The 24,166-nt window shown below is 70.3% G+C and carries 20 protein-coding genes, 1 pseudogene and 1 riboswitch; of the genes and pseudogenes, 17 read left to right on the top strand and 4 right to left on the bottom strand.

Annotated elements, in window-relative coordinates; all coding sequences use genetic code 11:
* Positions 1–25: 25 nt before the first annotated feature.
* Complete coding sequence (locus ABD289_RS01545) at positions 26–826, top strand: SAM-dependent methyltransferase (RefSeq protein ID WP_344125628.1); 801 nt, start codon at positions 26–28, stop codon at positions 824–826.
* A 173-nt stretch (positions 827–999) separates the two neighbouring features.
* A complete protein-coding gene (lat, locus tag ABD289_RS01550) occupies positions 1,000–2,355 on the top strand; it encodes an L-lysine 6-transaminase (RefSeq protein ID WP_344125630.1) in 1,356 nt (451 codons plus the stop codon).
* Positions 2,356–2,419: 64 nt separating this feature from the next.
* Here lat and ABD289_RS01555 read toward each other — a convergent pair whose 3' ends face one another.
* Together ABD289_RS01555 and ABD289_RS01560 are read right to left on the bottom strand one after the other, a co-directional pair.
* Positions 2,420–3,013: a response regulator transcription factor gene (locus ABD289_RS01555; protein ID WP_344126163.1), complete on the bottom strand. Its 594-nt coding sequence runs from the start codon at positions 3,011–3,013 to the stop codon at positions 2,420–2,422.
* Positions 3,014–3,027: 14 nt separating this feature from the next.
* Positions 3,028–4,206, bottom strand: a complete 1,179-nt coding sequence (locus tag ABD289_RS01560) for an ATP-binding protein (protein ID WP_344125632.1) — start codon at positions 4,204–4,206, stop codon at positions 3,028–3,030.
* A gap of 145 nt (positions 4,207–4,351) precedes the next feature.
* On the opposite strand from ABD289_RS01560, the gene ABD289_RS01565 reads away from it, so the two are divergent.
* Together ABD289_RS01565 and ABD289_RS01570 are read left to right on the top strand one after the other, a co-directional pair.
* Positions 4,352–5,239 (top strand): ABC transporter ATP-binding protein, encoded by an 888-nt coding sequence (locus ABD289_RS01565; protein WP_344125634.1) that lies wholly within the window; start codon positions 4,352–4,354, stop codon positions 5,237–5,239.
* Entirely contained in the window at positions 5,236–5,934 is a 699-nt protein-coding gene (locus tag ABD289_RS01570; protein ID WP_344125636.1) for an ABC transporter permease, read from the top strand. The genes ABD289_RS01565 and ABD289_RS01570 overlap by 4 nt, the downstream gene beginning before the upstream one ends.
* Before the next feature lie 201 nt (positions 5,935–6,135).
* Here the strand turns inward: ABD289_RS01570 and ABD289_RS01575 are convergent, their stop codons facing one another.
* Positions 6,136–7,593 carry a dolichyl-phosphate-mannose--protein mannosyltransferase gene (locus ABD289_RS01575; protein ID WP_344126165.1) on the bottom strand — a complete coding sequence of 486 codons (1,458 nt, stop codon included), beginning with the start codon at positions 7,591–7,593 and terminating at the stop codon, positions 6,136–6,138.
* Positions 7,594–7,802: 209 nt separating this feature from the next.
* Here ABD289_RS01575 and rsmI point away from each other — a divergent pair, with 209 nt between their 5' ends.
* The 13 genes and pseudogenes from rsmI (at position 7,803) to ABD289_RS01640 (ending at position 23,464) form a co-directional block, all read left to right on the top strand.
* Complete coding sequence (gene rsmI, locus ABD289_RS01580; protein WP_344125638.1) at positions 7,803–8,639, top strand: 16S rRNA (cytidine(1402)-2'-O)-methyltransferase; 837 nt, start codon at positions 7,803–7,805, stop codon at positions 8,637–8,639.
* 441 nt (positions 8,640–9,080) lie between these two features.
* Positions 9,081–10,871, top strand: coding sequence for a methionine--tRNA ligase (gene metG, locus ABD289_RS01585; protein ID WP_344125640.1), 1,791 nt, complete (start codon positions 9,081–9,083; stop codon positions 10,869–10,871).
* Positions 10,872–10,943: 72 nt separating this feature from the next.
* Positions 10,944–11,777, top strand: coding sequence for a TatD family hydrolase (locus ABD289_RS01590; RefSeq protein ID WP_344125642.1), 834 nt, complete (start codon positions 10,944–10,946; stop codon positions 11,775–11,777).
* A gap of 283 nt (positions 11,778–12,060) precedes the next feature.
* A pseudogene (locus ABD289_RS01595) lies at positions 12,061–12,309 on the top strand (transglycosylase family protein); the annotation flags it as partial.
* A 700-nt stretch (positions 12,310–13,009) separates the two neighbouring features.
* Complete coding sequence (locus ABD289_RS01600) at positions 13,010–14,410, top strand: resuscitation-promoting factor (RefSeq protein WP_344125645.1); 1,401 nt, start codon at positions 13,010–13,012, stop codon at positions 14,408–14,410.
* Between the two features lie 99 nt (positions 14,411–14,509).
* Positions 14,510–15,358, top strand: coding sequence for a 16S rRNA (adenine(1518)-N(6)/adenine(1519)-N(6))-dimethyltransferase RsmA (rsmA, locus tag ABD289_RS01605; protein ID WP_344125647.1), 849 nt, complete (start codon positions 14,510–14,512; stop codon positions 15,356–15,358).
* Between the two features lie 175 nt (positions 15,359–15,533).
* A riboswitch (SAM riboswitch) is annotated at positions 15,534–15,623 on the top strand.
* Between the two features lie 4 nt (positions 15,624–15,627).
* Positions 15,628–15,843: a hypothetical protein gene (locus ABD289_RS01610; RefSeq protein WP_344125650.1), complete on the top strand. Its 216-nt coding sequence runs from the start codon at positions 15,628–15,630 to the stop codon at positions 15,841–15,843.
* A gap of 97 nt (positions 15,844–15,940) precedes the next feature.
* On the top strand, positions 15,941–16,966 hold the full coding sequence (locus ABD289_RS01615; protein WP_344125653.1) for a methionine ABC transporter ATP-binding protein: 1,026 nt from the start codon (positions 15,941–15,943) through the stop codon (positions 16,964–16,966).
* Positions 16,963–17,646: a methionine ABC transporter permease gene (locus tag ABD289_RS01620; protein WP_344125655.1), complete on the top strand. Its 684-nt coding sequence runs from the start codon at positions 16,963–16,965 to the stop codon at positions 17,644–17,646. Before ABD289_RS01615 ends, ABD289_RS01620 begins: the two co-directional genes overlap by 4 nt.
* 99 nt (positions 17,647–17,745) lie before the next feature.
* Positions 17,746–18,555: a MetQ/NlpA family ABC transporter substrate-binding protein gene (locus ABD289_RS01625; RefSeq protein ID WP_344125658.1), complete on the top strand. Its 810-nt coding sequence runs from the start codon at positions 17,746–17,748 to the stop codon at positions 18,553–18,555.
* A gap of 126 nt (positions 18,556–18,681) precedes the next feature.
* Positions 18,682–19,638 carry a 4-(cytidine 5'-diphospho)-2-C-methyl-D-erythritol kinase gene (locus ABD289_RS01630; protein WP_344126167.1) on the top strand — a complete coding sequence of 319 codons (957 nt, stop codon included), beginning with the start codon at positions 18,682–18,684 and terminating at the stop codon, positions 19,636–19,638.
* Positions 19,639–19,777: 139 nt separating this feature from the next.
* Complete coding sequence (locus tag ABD289_RS01635; protein WP_344125660.1) at positions 19,778–21,568, top strand: ABC-F family ATP-binding cassette domain-containing protein; 1,791 nt, start codon at positions 19,778–19,780, stop codon at positions 21,566–21,568.
* A 249-nt stretch (positions 21,569–21,817) separates the two neighbouring features.
* Positions 21,818–23,464, top strand: coding sequence for a fatty acyl-AMP ligase (locus ABD289_RS01640; protein WP_344125662.1), 1,647 nt, complete (start codon positions 21,818–21,820; stop codon positions 23,462–23,464).
* Between the two features lie 46 nt (positions 23,465–23,510).
* Here the strand turns inward: ABD289_RS01640 and pth are convergent, their stop codons facing one another.
* Positions 23,511–24,086 (bottom strand): aminoacyl-tRNA hydrolase, encoded by a 576-nt coding sequence (gene pth / locus ABD289_RS01645; RefSeq protein WP_344125664.1) that lies wholly within the window; start codon positions 24,084–24,086, stop codon positions 23,511–23,513.
* Positions 24,087–24,166 lie beyond the last annotated feature (80 nt).

Here is a 24,166-nt window from a genome sequence, read left to right on the forward strand (position 1 = left end):
GTAAGATGGAGGAGAAACCGGCGCGGTGCAGGAGGAGTGGATCCAGATGCCCGACTTCGACATCAGCACGCCGCAGTCGGCGCGGATCTGGAACTACTGGCTGGGCGGCCGGGACAACTACGCCGTCGACCGGGAGGCCGGTGACGCCGCGGCGTCCCAGATCCCGGAGATCCCGGAGGGCGCCCGCGCCGAGCGGGCGTTCCTGGTGCGCGCGGTCGGTCATCTGATCGGCCGCGGCGTGCGGCAGTTCCTGGACGTCGGCACCGGCCTGCCGACCGCGAACAACACCCACGAGGTCGCCCAGCGGCTCGCTCCGGAGAGCCGCGTCGTCTACGTCGACAACGACCCGATCGTGCTCGCGCACGCACGCGCGCTGCTGACCAGCGCGCCGGAGGGCAAGACCGACTACATCGACGCCGACCTGCGGCAGCCGGAGCAGATCCTGCGCGAGGCCGAGCGCACGCTGGACTTCGACGAGCCCGTCGGGCTGATGCTGCTCGGCGTGATCAACCACATCATGGACGACGCCGAGGCGCACGCGGCCGTCTCCGAGCTCCTGGCGGCGCTGCCCGCGGGGAGCTACCTGGTGCTGACCCACTCCACCGCGGAGATCCACGGCGAGCCGATGCGGGAGGCGATGCGCGACATCACCGAGCGGGGCGGCACTCCGATCCGCCCGCGCACGCCCGCGGAGATCGAGGAGTTCTTCAAGGGCATGACGCTGCTGGAGCCGGGTGTGGTGACCTGCTCGCTGTGGCGCCCGGAGGACAGCATCCACACGCCGCGCCCGGTGTACCTGTTCGGCGGTGTGGGGCGCTTGGACTGATCCCGGCCGATCGAGCCGCATCCCGCGGGGTGCGGCTCTTTTTGCGCCACCGAGCAAAAAATATTTTGTTGCTGTGTTGATGATGCGACGAAGCATATTGCTCATGTTCGTGGATCTGCTGTAATTCTTGTTGTGCGTGACGTTCGCGCAGACCGCAGCCGGGAGGGCGAGACATGACCGCTCAGCACGAGACCGTCCAGCAGCCGACCTCCGTTCCCGACCAGCGCGCCGCCGACCCCGTCGAGGCGCTGAAATCGCAGGTCACCGGTGACTTGATGAACATCGTGGCCGATCTCGACGCCGGCGACGGGTGCCGGTTGCGCGACGTCCGGGACGGCACCGGTTACCTGGACCTGACGATGTTCTTCAGCTCGGCACCGCTCGGGCACGGACACCCCGGCCTGCGCACGCCCGAGTTCGAGGCCGCGCTGGTGCGCGCCAGCAGGGTCAAGCCGTCCAATCCCGACTTCGCCACCACCGAGCAGGCGCGCTTCGCCGCGACCTTCCGCCGGGTGGTCGGCATCGACGCGCTGCCGCTGCTGTTCTTCATCGACGGCGGCACGCTCGCGGTGGAGAACGCGCTCAAGGTCGCCTTCGACTGGAAGACCAAGCTCAACGCCCGGCGCGGGGTCGGCGTGCGCGGCAGCCGGGTGCTGCACCTGGAGCGGGCCTTCCACGGGCGCAGCGGCTACACGATGTCGCTGACCAACACGGATCCGAACAAGGTCCGCGACTACCCGATGTTCGACTGGCCGCGGATTCCGAGCCCGGCGGTCGAACCGGGCGAGCGCTGGGATGCCGCCGAGCTGCTGCCCGAGGAGGAGGTCGCGCTGGACGCGGCGCGGGCCGCGCTGCGGCGCTACGGCGCCGAGGTCGCCTGCTTCGTCTACGAGCCGATCCAGGGCGAGGGCGGCGATCGCCACCTGCGGCCCCGGTTCCTGCAGGCGGTGGAGGCGTTGTGCCGGGAGCACGACGTGCTCACCGTCGCCGACGAGGTGCAGACCGGCGCGCTGACCGGACGCGCCTGGGCGCACCAGGCCCTGGGCCTGGAGCCGGATCTGGTGGCGTTCGGCAAGCGGATGCAGGTCTGCGGCGTGATGGGTGGTCGCCGGGTGCTGGAGATCGCCGACAACGCCTTCCGCGAGCCCAGCCGGATCAGCTCCACCTGGGGTGGATCGTTGACGGACATGGTCCGCGCGACCCGGATCCTCGAGGTCATCGAGGCCGAAGGGCTCTTCGACCACAGTCGTTCGATGGGGGAGCTGCTGCTGGGTGAGCTCCGCGACCTCGCGGCCGAGTTCCCGGCGCTGGTGCACTCAGCCCGGGGGCGGGGGCTGATGTGCGCGATCAGCTTCCACGACCCGGCCGATCGCGATCGCGCCCTCGCGATCGCCCGCGACACCCACCACACCCTCTTCCTGCCGTCCGGCCCGGACTCCCTGCGCGCCCGCCCGCCGCTCTCGGCCCGCCCGGACGAACTCGTCGACGCGGTGGCAGCCCTCCGCAAAACCCTCGCCGACCTCACCTGACACCGGGCGCTCACAGTTTTGCCTAAAACTGTGAGCGCCCGGCACCCGAAATAGTTTCAGGGGGTCAGATCCAGCCCTCCTGCCAGGCCTTGTTGGCGGCTTCGTGGCGGGTGGTGACGTTGAGCTTGGCCATCGCCGCGGAGAGGTAGTTGCGGACCGTGCCCTGGGCCAGGTGGACCTCGGCGGCGATCGTGGCGACGGTGCCGCCCTTGAGGGTGTGCCGGAGGAGTTCCAGCTCGCGGTCGGTGAGCGGGCAGGCGTTGCCGGTCAGGGCGCTGGTCGCGATCTCCGGGTCGATGTACCGGCCGCCGGCGTGGACGTCGCGGAGGATCGCCGCGAGCTTGGTCGCCGGTGTCGTCTTCGGCACGAATCCCCGGATTCCAGCGGCCAGGGCGCGTTTCAGCACGCCGGGGCGGGCGTGCCGGGTCACCAGGACGATCGCTGTTCCGTCGAGCTGTTCCGCGGCCTGGACCCCGTCGGGCTCCGGCATCTCCAGGTCGAGCACGGCGATGTCCGGTGCGTGCTCGCGGACGGCGCGCAGCGCGTCCGGACCGTTGCTCGCCTCGGCGACCACGTCGATGTCCGGTTCGAGGGCCAGCAGGGCTGCGAGCGCGCCCCGGATCAGGTCCTCGTCGTCGGCCAGCACGAGCCGGATCACCGCGCTCCCTCCGGTCATGACCGGCTCCCGGGCTCTTCCGCGGAACCGATGAGCTCGAACCGCTCGCCGTCCTGGCGGGTTTCGACGCGCCCGCTCAGCGTCGCGAACCGCTCCCGCAGGCCCGCCAGCCCCGAACCGTCCTCGTCCGAGCCCGGATTCGCCGCGTCGTTGCGCAGCACCACTCGGGTGCGCGGGCCGTCGGTGGTGAACTCCATCGTGCAGTGCCGGGCGCGGGAGTGGCGCAGGACGTTCGTCGTGCCCTCCCGAACCAGCGCGCCGAACAGCGGTTGTAGGGGAGGCGGCACCATCGCGGCGTCGCCGCGCACCTCGGTGCGCACGCCCGCCGCCTCCAGGATCTCCTTGGCGTTGGACAGCTCACCGGGAAGGTCGCTGTGCCGGTAGCCCCGCACGACGTCGCGGGTCTCGCGCAGCGCGGTGCGGGCGAGCTCGGCGACCTCGGCGGCCTGCGCGCGGGCGGCCGCGTCGTCGTTGCCGACGAGCCGCTCGGCCAGCTCCGCCTTCAACGCGATGGCCTGCAGGTTGTGCCCCTGGATGTCGTGCAGGTCGGCGGCGAAGCGCAGCCGCTCGCGGGCGATCGCGAGCTCACCGCTGACCGACCGGGCGCGATCGAGCTCCAGCACGATGTCCCAGAACCACACCACGCCCGTGATCAGCGCGATCCCCATCGCGACGAGCACCGCCGCGTAGAACGCGTAGAACATCCCGATCATCGGGTGCGGGCCGTGCAGCGCACTGCCCACCCAGCCCACGACGGCGGCCAGCACCGTGGCGCCGATCGCGAGCCGCCAGCGCAGCCGCGCGGGAGCCAGCGACACGTGGATCCCGGCCAGCGCGCCGACGCTGATCGCCCACAGCAGCCCGCTGAGGTCCCGCGACAGCGCGTAGCCCATCGCGAGCAGCCCGAGCGCGAACACCGCCGAGCGCAGGACCGGGCGCCGGGCGCCGTTGCCGAAGCCGCGCATGAGCAGCACCGAAAGCCGCGTCCCGTCGACCACGATCAGCAGCACGGCCAGCGCGAGCACGATGATCTCGGGAGCGGAGTAGTCCGCTCGAGCCAGGTTGATCGCCGGGAACAGCGCGTAGGACGACATCGTCGGCACCAGCGACCACCACGTGTAGCGGCGCAGCCGCACCAGCCGTCGCGGGTCGAAATCGGTCGGATCATCGGTCACCCCGACAGCATCGCGGATGAAGCGCCGCTCGTCGCGTGGCTCGGCCGGGCCGATGACATCTGTCATGAGATGCGTTGACACCGCTCCCGCGCACACCTGACGGAACGCTCTACCCGCGGTCACCCGCCGCGGCCAGGCTGGAGACATGGAATCAGTGATCGAGGTGAGCGGCCTGCGTTGCCGCTACGGGAATTTCGAGGCGGTGCGCGGCGTCGACTTCGAGGTGCACCGGGGCGAGCTGTTCGCGCTGCTGGGCACCAACGGGGCGGGAAAGACCACCGTGCTGGAGACCATCGAGGGACACCGCGCGCCCGCCGAGGGACGCGTCCGGGTCTTCGGGGTCAATCCGGCGCGCGACCGCCGCATCCGCAGCCGCACCGGAATCATGCTGCAGGACAGCGGTTTCGCCGGTGATCTCACCGTCGCCGAAACCGCTCGGCTGGCGGCGCGGATGCTCACCCGGAAGTCCGATGTGGACGGCGCGCTGGACGCGCTCGGGCTCGATCCGCGCCGCGACGTGCGCGTCAAGCAGCTCTCCGGGGGCGAGCGGCGCAGGCTGGACCTGGCGCTGGCGCTGCTCGGCGAACCGGACCTGCTCTTCCTCGACGAGCCCACCGTCGGCATGGACCCGGAATCCCGCCGCGCGACCTGGGAACTCGTCCGCGGGTTGCTCCGCACGGGCACGACCGTGCTGCTGACCACGCACTACCTGGAGGAGGCGGAACGGCTCGCGCACCGGCTGGCGATCATGCACGAGGGTTGCGTCGCCGTGTCCGGAAGCCTCGTCGACGTGCTCGCCGAGCACGACGCGCGCATCGTCTTCACCGCTCCGGAGATCGAGTTGCCCGCGCTGATCGGCAGCGCGATGCGCCACGAGAGCCGGGTGGAGATCCGCACGCCCGACCTGCAGCGAGACCTGCAAACCCTGCTGAACTGGGCCGACGGCCGCCTGGACCTGTCCGGACTGCGCGCTCAGCCCGCATCGCTCGAAGAGATCTTCCAGTCCGTTCGCGAGGAGGTTCCCGCCCGATGATGGTCTTGGCGCTCGCTCAAGCCGAGCTGAAACTGCTGCTGCGCAACACGGCCGTGGCGATCAGCGCGCTGCTGCTGCCGATCGGGGTCGGCGTGTTCGCCACCTTCAACCTGCCGGACGACGCCGGGCCGTCGGCCTGGTCGATGGTCATCTCGATCCAGCTGCTGATGGTGCTGGGCTTCACCGTCTACTTCACCACCACGGCCGCGCTCGCCGCCCGGCGCGAGGACCACTACCTCAAGCGGCTCCGCAGCGGCGAGGCCTCCGATGCGGCGATCCTCGCGGGCCTGCTCGCCCCCGCCGTCGTGCTCGGCCTGGCGCAGCTGGTGCTGCTGGCGGTCATCTCGGCCTACCTGGGCGCGCCGATGCCCGCGAACGTGCTGCCGATCGCGCTCGCCCTGCTGCTGGGGATCGCGCTGTGCCTGGTCGGCGGGATCGCCACCAGCGGCCGCACCGCGAGCTCCGAGCAGGCGCAGGTCACCACCATGCCGCTGTTCTTCGGGATGATCGGTGGCGTCGTGATCGGCGTGTTCAGCCCGGCCGGCGTGCTACTGCCCGGGGGCGGACTCGCCGGGCTCGTCCAGCACGCCATGACCGGCAGCGGACCCCTGCTGCCCGCGCTGGGCTCGATGATCGGCTGGATCGTGCTGCTGAGCTTGCTGGCCAAGGCCTGGTTCCGCTGGGAGGCGCGCTGAGCTGAGGGGTCCGTGGCGAGTGGGCGGAGCCGCGTGCGGTGTGGGACTCGACCCGCACCGCCGGGGGTGCTGACGCGTCGTGTGGCGAGGACGGCCGCGATGCCGGGCAGGCCGCTGCTCGCGGAGCGGATTCCGCGGCCACGCGACGCGTCTGGGTTCCGCCACCCGCACCACCACGCACACGGCGAGCTGAAACATCTCCTAGCGCCAGGAGGGCAACCAGAGCTCGGCCTGCCAGTGCGCGTAGGTGATCGGCTCGCCGTTGAGGATGGGCCAGAGCCAGGCGAAGTTGGCGACCACCAGACCGAGGTAGAGCGACACGGCCAGCAGCCCGGTCCGCCGACGCTCGTGGTGGTCGCCGGCCTTGCCGAGCACCTCGCCGAGGACCAGCGTGATGCCCAGCACCAGGAACGGCACGAGCGGCGTCATGTAGAAGAAGTACATCTGCCGCTCCAGCTCGACGAACCACGGCAGGAAGCCCGCGCAGTAGCCGACCAGCACGGCGGCGTAGCGCCAGTCCACACGGCCGACCGCGCGCCAGATCGACCACCCGGCGACCGGCAGCGACAACCACCACATGGCCGGGGTGCCCAGCAGCATCGTGGCCTGCACGCAGTTGTCCCGGCCGCAGCCGCTCGCGCCCGATTCGTAGTAGTAGAGCATCGGGCGCATGCCCATCGGCCAGGACCAGGGCTTGGACTCCCACGGGTGCGGGGTGTCCGGGGTCGTCAGTCCGGTGTGGAACTGCAGCACGTTGAACTGGTAGTACAGCAGCGATCGCCACATGTCCGGCAGTGCCGCGAAGCCGACGTCATCGCCGGCGATCTGAACCGCGTGCCGGTCCGTGGCGGTCTCGCTGGCGAACCAGCCAGTCCAGGTGGCGAAGTACACCAGCAGCGGGAGCACCAGCAGCGAGCCCAGCGCCGGAGCGGTGTCGCGGACCAGCGCGGCCCGCCACGGCCGCCGGACTCCCGCCGAGCGCCTGGCCAGCGCGTCCCAGAACACGGTGAGCAGGCCGAAGGCCATGATGAAGTAGACGCCGTTCCACTTCGTCGCGCAGGCCAGGCCGATCAGCAGGCCCGCGCCGAAGCGCCACCAGCGGAAACCCATTCGCGGACCCCACCCCGCCGGGTCGAGCCTGCCCTCGGCGACCACGTGCCACATCCGCTCGCGGACCTGGTCGCGGTCGACCAGCAGGCAGGAGAACGCCGCGAGCAGGAAGAACGCCTGGAAGATGTCCAGCATCCCGACCCGGGACTGCACGTGGCTGAGGCCGTCGCAGATCAGCAGGATCCCGGCGACCGCGCCGAGCATCGTGGAACGGGTCATCCGGCGGGCGATGCGCACGACCAGCAGCACCATCAGGGTTCCGCAGAGCGCGGCCACGATCCGCCAGCCCCACGGGTTGTAGCCCAGCAGCCACTCGCCGATGGCGATCATCTGCTTGCCGACCGGCGGGTGCGCCACCAGCTCGTAGCCGGGGTTGTCCTCGTAGCCGCCGTTGCGCAGCATCTGCCACGCCTGCGGGACGTAGTGCTTCTCGTCGAAGACCGGCGTGCCCTCGTCGGTGGCCCGTCCCAGATCCCAGAACCGCACGAGCGCGGCGATCAGCGTGATCACGCCGGTGACCAGCCAGCCGCGCATCCGGTCGGCGGGCATCGAGACGTCCAGCAGGGCAAGCCGGTCGGTCGCGCCCGGTTGCCGGGCCGCCGGGCGGCTTCCGACCTGGACGAGGTCGTCGGAACCGCCGTTGTTGCGGACTGGGGCGCTCACGCAACCGATCGTAAGGCGGGCGACCACGCCCGCCGGGCACGCCCCGCGCCCCCGGCCGGAGCCGGTGCGGAGCACGGCGGCATACGCTCTGGTCCATGGACTCCGGCACCCTGCTGCTCGCCGCCACCCCGCTCGGCGACGCCCGCGACGCCTCGCAACGGCTCGTCGACGCCCTCGGGACGGCCGAGGTGATCGCCGCCGAGGACACCCGCCGGGTGAAGTGGCTGGCGAGCGCGCTGGACGTGACGCTGACCGGGAAGGTGGTCAGCTACTACGAGGCCGTCGAGTCCGCCCGCGCCCCGATGCTGCTGGAGGCCCTGCGCGAGGGCCGGACCGTGCTGCTGGTCACCGACGCGGGAATGCCCAGCGTCTCCGATCCCGGTTACCGGCTGGTGTCGGTGTGCGTTGACGAAGGGCTGCCGGTGACCTGCCTGCCCGGGCCCTCGGCGGTGACCACCGCGCTGGCGCTGTCCGGCCTGCCCTCCGACCGGTTCTGCTTCGAGGGCTTCCCGCCCCGCAAGAGCGGTGAGCGCAAGCGCTTCTTCGGGCGGCTGGTCGCCGAGGAGCGCACCAGCGTGCTCTTCGAGGCACCGCACCGCATCGCCGACACCCTCGCCGACGCCGCCGAAGTCCTCGGCGCGCAGCGGCGGGCCGCCGTCTGCCGCGAGCTGACCAAGACCTACGAGGAGGTCAAGCGCGGATCTCTCGGCGAGCTGGCCGAGTGGGCCGCCGAGGGCGTGCGCGGCGAGATCACCGTCGTGCTGGCGGGAGCCGAGCCGCAGGCCCCCTCCGACCCGGCCGACCTCGTCGAGCAGGTCGAACGACGAGCCGCCGACGGGGTCCGCCTCAAGGACGCGGTCGCCGAGGTCGCCGAGCTGGCAGGGGTGCGCAAGAAGGAGCTGTACGACGCGGTCCTGGACGCTCGCGGGTAGGAGTGCTTGTCGAGGCGCTGCGCTGCGTGGCGGTGTGGGTGGCGGAGCCTCGGCGGCCCGCTGGCTGCGGGATCCGCTCCTTGAGTAGCGGCCTACGCGGTGTCGCGGCTGTCCTCGCCAGCGGGTTTTTGCTTTCGGGTTGGTTGTATTGCGTGGCGGTGTGGGTGGCGGAGCCTCGGCTTCGCCGCTTGCGGTTGATCCGAGGCTCGGGTGGGGTTTCGGCTCGCGGGTTTGCCGCTTGGGCTTTGTCCGGGGGTTGCTCTCTCCCCCGCTGGGTGGGCCGCTGAGAGTCCGCTGCGGTGCGGGTTGAGTTCCGCGCTTGGAGCGGTGGCTCCGCCGCGACGCGTGAACGACCAGCTGCCCCGTTTGGCCCGGTTCTGGGGTTGTTGTGCGTAGGGGCCTGGGTGAGGTGCGTGGCGGGGAGACCGTAGGCTTGAGGGCATGAGCGCCTCTGTCTTGACCGCTGTGGCCTGGCCGTATGCCAACGGTCCTCGGCACATCGGCCATGTCTCCGGATTCGGTGTGCCCTCGGACGTCTTCTCGCGCTACCAGCGAATGGCGGGCAACCGGGTGCTCATGGTGTCCGGTACTGACGAGCACGGCACTCCGATCTCGGTGCAGGCCGAGAACGAGGGGCTGACCACCCGCCAGCTCGCCGACAAGTACAACCGGGTGATCACCGAGGACCTGCAGGGCCTCGGCCTGTCCTACGACCTGTTCACCCGCACCACCACGGGCAACCACTACCAGGTGGTCCAGGACCTGTTCCTGGCCATGCACCGCAACGGCTACGTGCTGCCGAAGACCACGACCGGCGCGATCAGCCCGTCCACCGGCCGCACGCTGCCCGACCGCTACATCGAGGGCACCTGCCCGATCTGCGACTACGACGGCGCGCGCGGCGACCAGTGCGACAACTGCGGCAACCAGCTGGACCCGGCGGAGCTGAAGAACCCGGTCTCCCGCGTCAACGGGGAGACCCCGAAGTTCGTCGAGACCGAGCACCTGTTCCTCGACCTGCCCGCCTTCACCGAGTCGCTGGGCAAGTGGCTGTCCACCCGCACCGGCTGGCGCCCGAACGTGCTCAAGTTCGCGCAGAACCTGGTCGAGGACATGCGCCCGCGCGCGATCAGCCGCGACCTCGACTGGGGCGTGCCGATCCCGCTGGACGGCTGGCGCGACCAGCCGATGAAGCGGTTCTACGTCTGGTTCGACGCGGTCATCGGCTACTTCTCGGCGAGCGTCGAGTGGGCGCGCCGCATCGGGCAGCCGGACGCCTGGAAGGAGTTCTGGACCGACCCGTCGGCGCAGGGCTACTACTTCATGGGCAAGGACAACATCACGTTCCACGCCCAGATCTGGCCGACCCTGCTGATGGGCCACAACGGGCACGGCGACAAGGGCGGCGAGGTCGGCCCCTACGGCGAGCTGAACCTGCCGGAGCAGATCGTCTCCAGCGAGTTCCTCACCATGAGCGGCTCCAAGTTCTCCACCTCCCGGGGGACCGTGATCTACGTGCGGGACTTCCTCGAGGAGTTCGGCCCGGACACCCTCCGGTACTTCATCTCGGTCGCCGGGCCGGAGAACCAGGACTCCGCGTTCACCTGGGACGAGTTCGTCCGCCGCACCAACTTCGAGCTGGCCAACGAGTGGGGCAACCTGGTCAACCGCTCCATCTCGATGGCTGCGAAGAACAACGGCGCGGTGCCGGCCCCGACCTCGCCGGCCCCTGCCGACGAGGAGCTCAAGGCGATGGCTCGCGGCGCGTTCGACACCGTCGGCGGACACCTGCGGAGCTCCCGCTTCAAGCAGGCCACCCAGGAGGCCATGCGCGTGGTCTCGGCGGCGAACAAGTACCTGTCCGATCAGGAGCCGTGGAAGCTCAAGGAGGACCCGGACCGCCGGGACGCCGTGCTGCACACCGCGCTGCAGGTGGTCTCCGACGCGAACACGCTGCTGACGCCCTTCCTGCCGCACTCCGCGCAGAAGGTGCACGAGCTGCTCGGCGGAACGGGCGTCTGGTCGGCGCAGCCGGAGATCCACGAGGTCGACGACCTCGACGTGCCCGAGCGGTCCTACCCGGTGCTGATGGGCGAGTACGCCGATGAGCAGGCCAAGTGGGAATCCACCGAGATCGAGGTGGGGCGGCCGCTGAACAAGCCCAAGCCGCTGTTCGGCAAGCTGGACCCCTCGCTCGGCGAGACCGGACCCGAGTGGGCGCCGATCCAGTAGTCCCGACCGCCCAGGTCACCGAGCCGGTCGGGGTGCACCCGACCGGCTCGATCACGTTCAGGGAGCAGTGCGATGAGCAAGGGCGACAAGAAGCGCGAACTGCCGCCGGTGCCGGAGCCGACGTCGGCTCCGTTCGTGGACGCGCACACCCACCTGGACGCCTGCGGTGCCGAGTCGGCCGAGGACGTGCGCGCCATGGTCGACCGCGCCGAGTCCGCGGGAGTGGGACGCGTGGTGACCGTCGCCGACGACATCGCTGCGGCGCGCTGGGCGGTCGAGGCCGCGACCTGGGACGATCGCGTGTTCGCCGCGGTGGCGCTGCACCCCACCCGGGCGAAGGACTTCTCCGAGGCCGATCGCGCGACGCTCACCGAACTGGCCGCGCACCCGCGCGTGGTCTCCATCGGCGAGACCGGCCTGGACTACTACTGGGACTACTCGCCGCCGGAGCCGCAGCAGGAGGCGTTCCGCTGGCACATCGAGCTGGCCAAGCGCACCGGCAAGCCGCTGATGATCCACGACCGCGAGGCGCACGCGGACATCCTGCGCATCCTCGACGAGGAGGGCGCGCCGGAGAAGGTGGTCTTCCACTGCTTCTCCGGGGACGCCGAGTTCGCGAAATCCTGCCTGGCGAAGGGATATGTGCTCTCCTTCGCCGGCACCGTGACGTTCCGGAACGCCGAAAATCTTCGTGAGGCAGCCAAAATGGCGCCCGAGGGGCAGTTCCTGGTGGAGACCGACGCGCCCTTCCTGACCCCGCACCCCTATCGGGGACGGCCGAACGAGCCGTATTGCGCCAATTACACCCTTCGTGGGCTTGCCGAACTCCGCGGTATGACGGTCGAGGAACTTGCCGTGTCCGTCACCACCACGGCCGAGCGAGTCTTTGCACTCGAACAGGTGTAGACGCACCCCGCCTATTATTACTCCCTGATCACTGATATTGGCGGTTGATCAGTGCCCGCTTGCGTGCTCCGTCAACGCTCCTAGCGTCCATTGTGGAAGCCGGAGCGGGGACACCCCGAACTCCACCGGATTCCCGGCGGAGGTCCTCGACTTCGGACCTACGGAGTGAGGCGAGGCATTGGAGATCCATAGGAGTTCCAAGTGGATGGTGGCGGCGGCAGTCGCGCTCAGTGCTGCTGCCACGGTCGCGGTGGCCCCGAACGCCGCGGCAACCGATCGATCGGCCGTGTGGGAGCGACTCGCCGCGTGCGAGTCGAGCGGTAACTGGGACGCCAACACCGGCAACGGGTACTACGGCGGGCTGCAGTTCAACCGCAGCACCTGGTCCGCCTACGGCGGCGGCGAGTTCAGCTACTACCCGCATCACGCGTCGCGGGGTGAGCAGATCGCCATCGCCGAGCGGCTGCGCGCTGCCCGCGGTGATTACGGCGCCTGGCCGGCTTGCGCGCGCAAGCTCGGGTTGCCGCGATGAGGTGATCGATCGTTGCGAGGGAGCCGAGGTTCCCTCGAGCGAGGGGGAGGGGATCTGGCCCGAGCGCGCTGCGTGCTCGGGCCAGATCGCTGAGTAACCGTTCTGGTCTGCGGAGATGCCTGCTTGGTGCCTGTTGCGCTGGGTGAGGCCCGTGCGATATGTCACTGAAGTGCTGCGGAGTGCTCGCTAACGAAGTCCGCAACTGCCCTCCAAATGGACTAGCAATTCTCCAGAGTGATCACAGATCGTGCTGAGTTGTGTGGCAGCGTGATGTAACCCAGGTCACACGATAATAATCGGTGCTTGGCCGCCCACATTGATCACGGTAGAGTCTCGGCCCCGTAACCGATGACAACCAGTCATGGGGAACGCCCGGAAGTCTCGCCGGTGTACGTCGGGGAAGCCGGAAGCGAGCGGAAATAGGCTCGTGGACGGTTAGGACGGCGCTTGGCTTACGGGAGTCGGATACAGACACGAAGCACGAAGGTTGTGCGCGCGCGAGCGGCAGGGGAGGGGTTGAGCGAGCAGTGATCTCGCCCAATGCGTCCTCCGTCGAGCCACGCGAGCGCGACTTCCGCCTTCGGGAGGTAACGACCCTGTGAACGGACGAGGCGCGCCCAGCCATTCGGGTTTTGCTCCGCAGCAAGACAACGCCTACTGGGCCGATTCTTTCGACGCGTCGACAGACTGGTTCACCCCGGTGGAGCCGACGAAGCAGCACACCGTCGTCGGCGTGCTCGACACCCCGGAGGCCGAGCAGCAGACCTGGTTCTCCGACGAGCACCCCAGCCTGCCGCCGGGGAGCCTGGACATCACCGCGGCCGACGTCTACGAGGCTCTCGGCCCGGACGCCGAGGACATGCTCGCGACGGCCGAGATCGACGTCGACGAGGTCATCGCCCTCCTCAACGCCGAGACGGTGATCCTGCCGCCGCTGGACTTCACCGAGCTCGAGCCCGAGGGGCAGCCGGGTCTCCAGCCGCAGGCCGCCCAGGCCGAGGCGATCACCGCCTGGAAGCGCCGCTTCCTCAAGGGCGCGGTGGCCGGTGTCCTGCTGAGCCTCACCGGTACCGGTAGCGCTGCCGCGGCGATGGACAAGTCGGTCACGGTCGAGGTCGACGGCAAGGAACAGACCGTCAGCACCTACGACGACACCGTCGGCGAGGTGCTCGAGGACCAGGGCATCAATGTCGGTCCGCACGACGCGCTGAGCCCGTCCCCGCAGGCCGAGCTCGATCACGGCGACAAGATCACGCTCGACCGGGGCCGGCTGCTCAAGCTCAACATCGACGGCGAGGTCCGCGAGGAATGGGTCCGCTCCGGATCCGTGGGTCAGGCGCTGAGCGCGCTGAACGTCGACACCGAGGGCGCGTGGCTCTCGGCGGACCGGTCCATGGCCGTGCCGGAAGACGGCATGGAGCTCAAGGTCCGGACCCAGAAGGACATCACCGTCGTCGACGGCGCGGGTGAGCCCAAGCAGCTGACCACGCACGCCGCGAACATCGACGAGCTCGTCAAGGAGCTCAACCTCAACCTCGGTCCGCACGACAAGGTCACCCCGGGCGGCGACGCCAAGGTCGTCAACGGCGTCCAGGTGGACATCGACCGGATCTCGAGCAAGGTCGTCAGCCTGACCTCGCAGATCGAGCCGCCGGTCAAGGAGATCGTCGACCCGAACATGTTCAAGGGCGAGGAGAAGGTCGTCGAACCGGGCAAGCCCGGCGAGAAGATCCAGTTCACCCGGATCACCACGGTCAACGGTGACGAGGACGGCCGCGAGGTGGTCGACGAGAAGGTCACCAAGCAGGCCGAGCCCAAGGTCGTCCGCGTCGGCGGCAAGGAACCGCCGAACAGCGGCGTGTGGGACAAGCTCGTGCAGTGCGAGGCCACCGGCAACTGGTCCGCCAACAGCGGCAACGGCTACTACGGCGGGTTGCAGTTCGACAAGCAGACCTGGGACGCCTACGGCGGCGACCAGTACGCCGAGTACCCCCACCAGGCCAGCCGCGAGCAGCAGATCGCGGTCGCGGAGAAGGTCCGCGACGCCCGCGGTGGCTACGGCGCCTGGCCCTCCTGCTCGTCCAAGCTGGGCCTGAGCTGACGCTTCGCGCGAGGGCCGCCCACCGCTTCGCCGGTGGGCGCCCCTTCGTAGTTCGCCCTGGTGAGAAAGCTTCCCCGGGACACGGCTAGGGTTTGAGCCGTGGAAGACCAGCTGCTAGGACCGGGCGATGTGCGCCGGTTGGCCGCCGAGCTCGACATCCGGCCGACGAAGAAGCTCGGCCAGAACTTCGTGCACGACCCCAACACGGTGCGCCGCATCGTCTCCGCCGCGGAGGTCACCGCGGACGATTCGGTGCTCGAGGTCGGTCCCGGGCTCGGTTCGCTGACGCTGGCCCTGCTGCCCGCGGTCGGTTCGGTGACGGCCGTGGAGATCGACCCGGTGCTGGCGGCCAAGCTCTCCGCCACGGCCGCCGCGTTCGCGCCCAACTCCGCCGAGAACCTGACGGTGCTGCAGGCCGACGCGCTCAAGGTGCGCGCGGAGGACTTCGCGGAGCCGCCCACGGCCCTGGTCGCCAACCTGCCCTACAACGTCGCCGTGCCGGTCGTGCTGCACCTGCTGGCCGAGCTGCCGAGCCTGCGGCGCGGCCTGGTGATGGTGCAGTCCGAGGTCGCCGACCGGATGGCGGCCGAGCCGGGCAGCCGGGTCTACGGCGTGCCCAGCGCCAAGGCCGGCTGGTTCGCCGAAGTGCGCCGCGCGGGACCGGTTTCGCGCAACGTCTTCTGGCCGGTGCCCAACGTGGACTCCGGTCTCGTCGCCTTCCGGCGCGTCGATCCGCCGTCGAGCGCGCCGCGCGAGGAGGTGTTCCGGGTCGTCGACGCGGCTTTCGCGCAGCGGCGCAAGGTGCTGCGCGGTGCGCTGGCGGGCTGGGCCGGTTCGGCGACGCGCGCCGAGGAGTACCTGCGGGCGGCGGGCATCGAGCCCACCGATCGCGGTGAGCGGCTCACCATCGCCGACTTCGCCCGGATCGCCGAGGCGAAGCAGTCCTGACCACCCGGCCGGGCGATTGCGGGTTCGAGCGATGTCGTTACTGAGGGTTGGCTGGAACACCACGCGGTGTCCGGAAATTCCCGCTTCGCCGGGTGTGTGACAAGTCAAACAAACTCCGGAAAGTGACCGCTATCAACTTGCGCTACGGCGTGCCAGTGGGGTCTACTATTCGGGAAATCCATCCCGAGCGGCCGAGAGACCTGGCTTGTTGACGCCGCAGCAACCACCCGATGCGGGCAGGTGCTAACGCCAGGGCCGATGGAGCGATCTTGGATTCCAACGCGCTGTTAGCGACCACGCCCGCCGGCGAACCCCGGTTCGAGGCGTTCTTCCCGCTGCCCGCGCAGCACCTCCAGGCCACGCCGCCGCGCGCTCGAGCACGAGTAGCGCGCTCGGAGCCTGCCCTTCTCCGGGAGCTGTTCACCCAGCGCCGCGTCATCGATCACGGGCTGCGCACCACCACGGCCTGTCGTCGCGCGATGTGACCCGGTCCTTCCCCCGTTTCTTCAACTTCTTCAAGTTCACCCTGACCTGCTGCCCGCGACGCGGGCGCGGTCGTCGCGAGCTGATGTGGAGCAGATCGTGATCTCTGTCGAGAACCTGACCAAGTCCTTCCAGCACAACGGTGCTGCCGTCCGCGCTCTCGACGGTGTGTCGATGGAGGTCAACCCCGGTTCCGTGTGCGGTGTGGTGGGGCCGAGCGGGGCCGGGAAGTCGACCCTGGCTCGCTGCATCGCGTTGCTGGAGAAGCCGGACAGCGGTGCCATCCGGGTCGACGGCACCGACCTGGTCGCCCTGGAGGGCCGTGCGCTGCGCGCCGCGCGCCAGCAGATCGGCGTTGTGCCGCAGGGTGATTCGCTACTTCGGCAGCGCACCGCCGCGGGCAACGTGGCGCTGCCGTTGGAAGCCGCCGGGATCAGCGGGCCGCAGCGGCGCACTCGCGTCGCCGAGCTGCTGGACCTGGTGGGCCTGACCGACAAGGCGTCGGTCTACCCCGACCAGCTCTCCGGCGGGCAGCGCCAGCGCATCGCGGTCGCCCGCGCACTGGCCGCCAAGCCGTCGGTGCTGCTGGCCGACGAGCCGACCTCGGCGCTGGACCCGAGCACCACCGACTCGGTGCTGACCGTCCTGGACCGCGCGCGCTCCGAACTGGGCGTGACCGTGCTGGTGGTCACGCACGACATGGCGGTGGTCCGCAAGGTCGCCGACGACGTCGCGGTGCTCGACGGCGGCCGGGTGGCCGAGCACGGCAAGGTGCTGGACCTGGTGGCCGATCCGGGCAGCCAGGTCTCGACCAGCCTGCTGCCCGCCACCGACCAGGCCGAGCCGCTGCGGCCCTCCGCGAGCGGTGGGCACGACGTGGTCGCCGAGATCGTGCTGGTCGGTTTCGCCGCCGTCGGGGCGCTGCTGCCGGAGGCGGGCAACCGCTTCGGCGTGGACCTCGCGATCCTGGGCGGCGGTTTGACCCGCCTCGGCGACACCCCTGTCGCCAAGTTCCGCATCGGCCTGACCGGGGAGCGTTCCGAGGCGGCGCTGAATTGGATGATCGAGCGGGACGCGCATGTCCGGCGCGCCCCGGTGTGCGTTGACGGAGTTGCTGCTGCGTGACTGATGTGACCCCCTGGACGGAGGTCGGAGAACTACTGGGCGAGGCAACGCTCGAAACGCTCTACATGGTGCTGGTGTCGACCCTGCTGGCGGTCGCCGGCGGGTTGCCGCTCGGCGTGCTGCTGCACCTGACCTCGCCGGCCGGGCTGAACCCCAGGCCGACGTTGTACCGGGTGCTCGGCGTGATCGTGGACGTGGTGCGTTCAGTGCCGTTCGTGGTGCTGCTGGTCGTGCTGGCCTCGTTCACCCGGTTGCTGGTCGGGACCTCGATCGGCAGCACCGCGGTGATCGTGCCGCTGACCATCGGTGCCGTGCCGTTCTTCGCCAGGCTGACCCAGAACGCGTTGCGCGAGGTCGGCTTCACCCTGGTGGAGGCGGCGATCACGACCGGTTCGAGCAGGCTGCGGATCGTTTGGACGGTGCTGCTCGGCGAGGCCCGGGCGGCGCTGGTCGGCGCGGTCGGCGTCACCGCCGTGGCGCTGATCGGCTACGCCGCGATGGCCGGTGCCATCGGTGGAGGTGGCCTGGGGGCGACCGCCATCCAGGACGGCTACCAGGGCTACGACGACCGGATCCTGTGGGGATCGGTCGTGGTGCTCGGGGCGCTGGCCTTCGCGATGCAGCTGATCACCGACCTGGTCGCCAAGATCGTGGATCGCCGGCGCACCGCCACCGGCTGAGTTCTCCCTCCTCCTGACCCGAGAACACGTGTGCCGCACGACGGCGCGCGTGCTGCTGAACGTGCCCGCGAACCGGGCACGCGGAAAGGAAAGTCGAAAATGCGCTTGCGCTTCGCCGCCCTCGCGGTCGCGGCCGGTGTGCTGCTGTCCGCCTGCGGTTCCGGCCCGTCCGCGGCCGAGGATCCGGACGCGCCGCTGCGGATCGGGGTCAGCCCGACCCCGCACGGCGAGATCCTGGAGTACGTCGACGACAACCTGGCCGAGCAGGCCGGGGTCGACATCGAGATCGAGAAGTTCAACGACTACATCCGCCCGAACCAGGCGCTCCAGCACGGCGAGCTGGACGCGAACTACTTCCAGCACCAGGCCTACCTGGACGAGTACGAGAAGGAGCACGGCGGGGAGTTCGCCTGGGTGCAGTCGGTGCACCTGGAACCGCTGGCGCTGTACTCGAAGAAGTTCAACTCGGCGCAGGAGATCCCCGACGGGGCCACCGTGACGATCTCCAACGACCCGTCCAACCGGTTCCGCGCCCTCAAGCTGCTGGAGCAGGGCGGGCTGATCAAGCTGAAGCCGGAGGCCGGCGTCGGGGCCCGCCCAGCCGAAGCGATCGCGGAGAACGCGAAGAACCTGCAGATCACCGATCTCTCGGCCGATCAGCTGCCGCGCTCGATCGAGGACGCCGCGGCCGCGGTGGTCAACGGCAACTACGCGGTCAAGGCCAACCTGTCCGATCCGCTGGTGGTGGAGAAGACCGAGGGCAACCCGTACGCCAACGGTCTGGTCACCACACCGCAGCTGGCCGAGGACCCGCGCGTGCGCGAGCTCGCCGAGCTGCTGCGGTCCCCGCGGGTCCAGGACTACATCGAGCAGAAGTGGGGTGGCGAGGCCGTCCTCCCGGCTGCCTGAGCGCCGGTGGGAGGGCGGTCCCGAGGAATTCGGGGCCGCCCTCTTCGCGTTCTCACTTCCGGGGTGAGTGCTCAGGTAAGTGGACGGCGTGCCTTGCCGGGCACGTAGGCTGGAACCGTGCTCTCCGTGGTTCCTACTCCGATCACCGTTCGCGTACCGGCGAAGGTGAACCTTCACCTCGCGGTCGGCGATGCCCGCCCGGACGGCTACCACGATCTGGTCACCGTCTTCCAGGCGTTGTCGTTGACCGACGACGTCACGGTGGTGGCCGCCGAGGAGTCCGGGATCGAGGTGCGCGGTGAAGGCGCCGACCTGGTGCCCACCGGCCCCGAGAACCTGGCCTGGAAGGCCGTGCGGCTGCTCGCCGAGCGCGCGGGCAAGGACCCGGACGAGCCGGGCGTGTGGATCTCGATCAACAAGGGCATCCCGGTGGCGGGCGGCATGGCAGGTGGCAGCGCCGACGCGGCCGCCGCGCTGCTGGCGCTCAACCAGCTGTGGAAGCTCGAGATCGGGCGCGACGAGCTCGGCGAGCTGGCCGGCGAGATCGGCAGCGACGTCCCGTTCTCCCTGCAGGGCGGTACCGCGCTGGGCACCGGTCGCGGCGAGCGGCTCGTCCCGGTGCTGGCCCGGCACACCTTCCACTGGGTGATCGGGCTGGCCAAGGACGGGCTGAGCACTCCCGAGGTCTTCGGCGAGCTCGATCGCCTCCGCACCGACAACGGGACCAACCGGGTCGGCGAGGTCGAGCCGCTGCTGGAAGCGCTGGCATCCGGCGACCCGAGGCAGCTCGCCCTGCTGCTGGGCAACGATCTCCAGTCCGCCGCGGTCTCGCTGCGGCCGGTGCTGCGGCGCACGCTGCGCGCGGGTGTGCAAGCGGGAGCGCTCGCGGGCATCGTTTCCGGGTCCGGCCCCACGTGCGCGTTCCTGTGCACCGATGCGGACTCCGCGGTCCGGGTGGCCGCCGAGCTCTCCGGCGCGGGCGTGTGCCGCACGGTCCGGGTCGCGCACGGACCGGTGCCCGGCGCCAAGATCGTCTCCGAGGAGTCCGCGCACCGGCCCACCCCGCCCCAGGTCCACGCCTGAGCTGCGAAGAGCGCGGTCGGTTGGTCGCCGGCTGACTCCCGCACCGCACGCGGCTGCCGCCGCGTGCTGAAACGACCTGCTAGAACCGGCGCGAGCGGCCCAAGCCGCGACAGATCTCGATGGAGAAGACGAACACTCGATGGTGAACCTGGTCAACCTGGAAACGGTGCACAAGAGCTACGGCGTGCGTCCGCTGCTGAACGGCGTGTCGCTCGGCATCGCCGCCGGTGAGCGGATCGGGGTCGTCGGGCTCAACGGTGGTGGCAAGACCACCCTCCTGGAGATCCTCTCCGGATTCGAGGAGCCCGACACCGGGCGCGTGAGCCACTCGCGAGACCTGCGGATGGCTGTGGTCACCCAGCGGACCGAGCTCCCCGAGGGCGCAACCGTGCGCAGCGCGGTCCTCGACCCGCACGGATTCACCGCCGAGCACGAGTGGGCCGCCGATGCCCGGGTGCGCTCGGTGCTCACCGGCCTGGGCATGACCCGGCTCGGCCTGGACACCCCGGTCGAGAACTTCTCCGGTGGTGAGCGCCGCCGAGTCGCGCTGGCCGCTGCGCTGGTGCGCGACCTGGACCTGCTGGTGCTCGACGAGCCCACCAACCACCTCGACATCGAGGGCGTCCGGTGGCTCGCCGACCACCTCCTCGAGCGCAAGTGCGCCCTGGTGATCGTCACCCACGACCGCTGGTTCCTGGACACCGTCTGCAACCGCACCTGGGAGGTCACCGACGGCCGCGTCGAGCAGTACGAGGGCGGCTACGCGGACTGGATCTACGCCCGCGCGGAACGCGCGCGCATCGAGAAGGCCACCGAGGAGAAGCGGCAGAACCTCGCCCGCAAGGAGCTCGCCTGGCTGCAGCGCGGAGCCAAGGCCCGGACCTCCAAGCCCCGCTATCGCGTCGAGGCGGCCGAGGCGCTGATCGCCGACGTCCCGGAGCCCCGCGACAGCGTGGAGCTGCTCGCCTTCGCCAAGCGCAGGCTGGGCCGCACCGTGATCGAGCTCGAGGACGTCGACCTGCGGGTCGCCGACCGCGCGCTGCTGACCGGGACCACCTGGCGGATCGGCCCCGGCGACCGGATCGGCCTGGTCGGCGTCAACGGATCCGGCAAGACCACGTTGCTCAAGCTCCTGGCGGGCGAGCGCGAACCGGACGCGGGCAAGCGCGTCGAGGGCAAGACCGTGCGGCTGGCGCACCTCAGCCAGGAACTGCACGACCTGCCCGGCAACTGGCGCGTGCTGGAAGCCATCGAGGACGTCGCCAAGACCGTCCAGCTCGGCAAGTACGAGCTCACCGCCTCGCAGCTGGGCGAGCGGTTCGGCTTCGGCAAGGGACGGCAGTGGACCCCGGTCGGTGACCTCTCCGGCGGTGAGCGCCGCCGCCTGCAGCTGGCTCGGCTGCTGATGGACGAACCGAACATGCTGATCCTCGACGAGCCGACCAACGACCTGGACATCGACACCCTCCAGCAGCTCGAGGACCTGCTCGACACCTGGCCGGGCACCCTCGTCGTCGTCTCGCACGACCGCTACCTGACCGAGCGCGCCTGCGATCAGATCTACGCGCTGTTCGGCGACGGCGGCCTCACCCACCTGCCTGGCGGCATCGACGAGTACCTCCAGCGCCGCCGATCCCTGCTGGCCGCCGAGTCCAGCGCCGGAGCGCAGGCCGACGACGCCAAGAACTCGGACTCCGGTCCGCGCAAGCTCTCCGGCGCCGAGGCGCACGCGGCCCGCAAGGACCTCGCCCGCTACGAGCGCCGCCTCGACAAGCTCGCCGACAAGGAGGCGAAGCTGCACGAGCAGCTCGCCGAGGCGGCGACCGAGCCGGAACGGCTCGCCGAGCTCAACACCGAGCTGCAGACCTTGCGGGAGGAGAAGGAAGACCTCGAAGCCCGCTGGATGGAACTCGCCGACGAGCTCGACTGAGCCCTTCCAACCCAGCTCACGAACTCACCCCTGCAGGGGCCCGTCTCGCCTGGCGGTGCCGGTGGGCGCGGCGACAGTTTTGCCTAAAACTGTCCGGACATTTCGGGCGCCGGAGGCTTGCAGTTTTAGGCAGAACTGTCACGGCCCCTGCCGCGCGGGGCGGTGAGCCGGCTACTTCCGGGTGTCGTTCGCGCGGGTTGGGTTTCGGCTGGGGTGCCTGGCGGGCTTCTTGGGCCTACGCTGCGCCTTATGAGTCGGTTCGTCGAGACTTTGGTGGATTCGGCGGTGCGGAACTCCGGGGCGGACGCCAGGGGGTTGACCACCGGGGAGCCGAAGGAGCCGCGGTTCCGGAGCTGGGGGCGGGTGCACTCCGATGCGCTCCGGATGGCCGGCGGGCTCGGGGATGAGCTCGCACCCGGCAGCGCGGTGGCGATCCTGGCCGCCGATCCCGGGTTGATCGCGCCGGCCGTGCAGGCCGTGTGGCTCGGCGGCGGCAGCGTGACGATGCTGCACCAGCCGACGCCGCGGACCGACCTCGGGCACTGGGCCACCGACACCCTGCGGGTGCTCGAGATGGTCGGGGCGCGGCTCGTGCTGCTCGGCCCGCCCTTCGAGCAGCTGGCCGGGGTGCTGGAGGAGAACGGCATCGCCTACCGCAACCTCGTCGGGCTCGCCGACTACGACGGCCCGTCCGCCGAGCCGGTCGACGTGGCCGAGGACGCCACCGCGCTGCTGCAGCTGACCAGCGGGTCCACCGCCGATCCGAAGGCCGTCCGGATCACCCACCGCAACCTGCACGCCAACTTGCGCGCCATGGTCACCGCCGCCGAACTGGACCCGGAGCGGGATGTCGCGGTGTCCTGGCTGCCGCTGTTCCACGACATGGGGATGGTCGGCTGCCTGACCGTGCCGATGGCCATCGGGATGTCCACGGTCAAGGTGACCCCGGGCGACTTCCTGGCCCGCCCGCTGCTGTGGCCCGAGCTCGTCAGCAAGTACCGGGCCACGGTCACCGCGGCGCCGAACTTCGCCTACGCGATCGTCGGTCGCCGGATGGCCAATGCCGCGGACGGGGCCTTCGACCTGTCCAGCCTGCGCTTCACGCTCAACGGGGCAGAACCCATCGATCCGGAAGCCGTCGCGACCTTCACCGGCGAGGGCGCGCGCTTCGGCCTGGACCCGGCGTGCGTCGTGTGCGCCTTCGGCATGGCCGAAGCGACGCTGGCGGTTTCCTTCGCGCCGCTCGGCCACGGCCTGGAAACCGACACGGTCGACGCCGAAGCCCTCGAACGGCACCGCGAAGCCCGGCCGTCCGAGGCCGCGGACGCGCGCCGCTTCGCCCGGCTCGGCGAGGCCCTGCCGGGACTCGAGGTCGGCGTCGTCGATGACAGCGGAAACGAGCTGGGCGAACGCGAGGTCGGCCGGTTGCGCATCCGGGGCGAGGCGGTGACGCCCGGCTACCTCACCGTCGACGGTCCGCTGTCCACTCAGGACGCCGACGGCTGGCTGGACACCGGCGACGAGGGCTACCTCGCGGACGGTCAGGTGGTGATCTGCGGGCGGCGCAAGGACGTGATCATCATGGGCGGCCGCAACATCTACCCCGTCGACATCGAGAAGGCCGCCTGCGCGGTGGAAGGCGTCCGCGCGGGGAACGCCGCCGCGGTGCGGCTGGAGGCGGGCGGCAAGCGGGAACGCTTCGCCGTGGTCCTGGAATCGCGGCTCGCGGGTGATCCGGCGGCGGTGAAGAAGCTGCGCAAGGACGTCGCCGCGCGGATCGTCGACGCGGTCGGAGCGCGTCCCGCTGAAGTGGTGGTGCTGGAACCGGGCTCGCTGCCGAAGACCCCGTCCGGGAAGCTGCGGCGCGCCGCGACGGCCGAACTCGTCCCGAGCTAGCGCATCGGCGACCACGCACCGGGGAGCGCGGCGAACGCCGGGCGGCTCAGTGGAAGTCGTTCTGGGCCTGTTCGAGGCCCTTGGCGGCGAGCGCCTCCGCCGCGTCGGCGCACTGGTCGATGAAGAAGGCCAGTTCCTTGCGCTCGACTCCGGAGAAGTCCTTGAGCACGTAGTCGGCCGGGTCCATCCGGCCCGGTGGCCGACCGACGCCGAAACGGACCCGCAGGTAGTCCCGCGTGCCGAGCGATTTGGTGATCGACCGCAGCCCGTTGTGGCCGTTCTCGCCGCCACCGCGCTTGAGCCGGACCGTGCCGAAGGGCAGGTCCAGCTCGTCGTGGATCACGATCAGCGACTCCGGCGCGGTCTTGTAGAACTTGACCGCGCCCGCGACCGGCCCGCCCGAGAGGTTCATGTACGACCGGGGCTTGACCAGCACGGATCGCGCCCCGGAGAGGCGGCCCTCGACGACTTCGGCGCCGGACTTGTGCGACTTGAACTTGCCGCCGACGCGGTCGGCCAGCTCATCGGCGACCAGAAAACCGATGTTGTGCCGGTTTCCCGCGTAGCGCGGACCGGGATTTCCCAGTCCGACGATCACCGAAACCGCGTCCTCGGTGCTCACGAAGTCTCCTCGGAAGATCGAGGGCACGCTGCGCGCTGCCTCGCCCCGCGGGACGAGGCAGCGCGCGAAGCGCCCGACGT

Source organism: Saccharopolyspora halophila (assembly GCF_039531955.1).
In the GTDB taxonomy this organism is placed as follows: domain Bacteria; phylum Actinomycetota; class Actinomycetes; order Mycobacteriales; family Pseudonocardiaceae; genus Saccharopolyspora; species Saccharopolyspora halophila.

Coding starts and splice junctions, on each gene's coding strand:
- metG (WP_344125640.1), top strand. CDS start 9,081: ATGAGCGCCTCTGTCTTGACCGCTGTGGCCTGGCCGTATGCCAACGGT.
- lat (WP_344125630.1), top strand. CDS start 1,000: ATGACCGCTCAGCACGAGACCGTCCAGCAGCCGACCTCCGTTCCCGAC.
- ABD289_RS01570 (WP_344125636.1), top strand. CDS start 5,236: ATGATGGTCTTGGCGCTCGCTCAAGCCGAGCTGAAACTGCTGCTGCGC.
- ABD289_RS01590 (WP_344125642.1), top strand. CDS start 10,944: ATGAGCAAGGGCGACAAGAAGCGCGAACTGCCGCCGGTGCCGGAGCCG.
- ABD289_RS01640 (WP_344125662.1), top strand. CDS start 21,818: ATGAGTCGGTTCGTCGAGACTTTGGTGGATTCGGCGGTGCGGAACTCC.
- rsmI (WP_344125638.1), top strand. CDS start 7,803: ATGGACTCCGGCACCCTGCTGCTCGCCGCCACCCCGCTCGGCGACGCC.
- ABD289_RS01635 (WP_344125660.1), top strand. CDS start 19,778: ATGGTGAACCTGGTCAACCTGGAAACGGTGCACAAGAGCTACGGCGTG.
- ABD289_RS01575 (WP_344126165.1), bottom strand. CDS start 7,593: ATGCCCGCCGACCGGATGCGCGGCTGGCTGGTCACCGGCGTGATCACG.
- ABD289_RS01625 (WP_344125658.1), top strand. CDS start 17,746: ATGCGCTTGCGCTTCGCCGCCCTCGCGGTCGCGGCCGGTGTGCTGCTG.
- ABD289_RS01565 (WP_344125634.1), top strand. CDS start 4,352: ATGGAATCAGTGATCGAGGTGAGCGGCCTGCGTTGCCGCTACGGGAAT.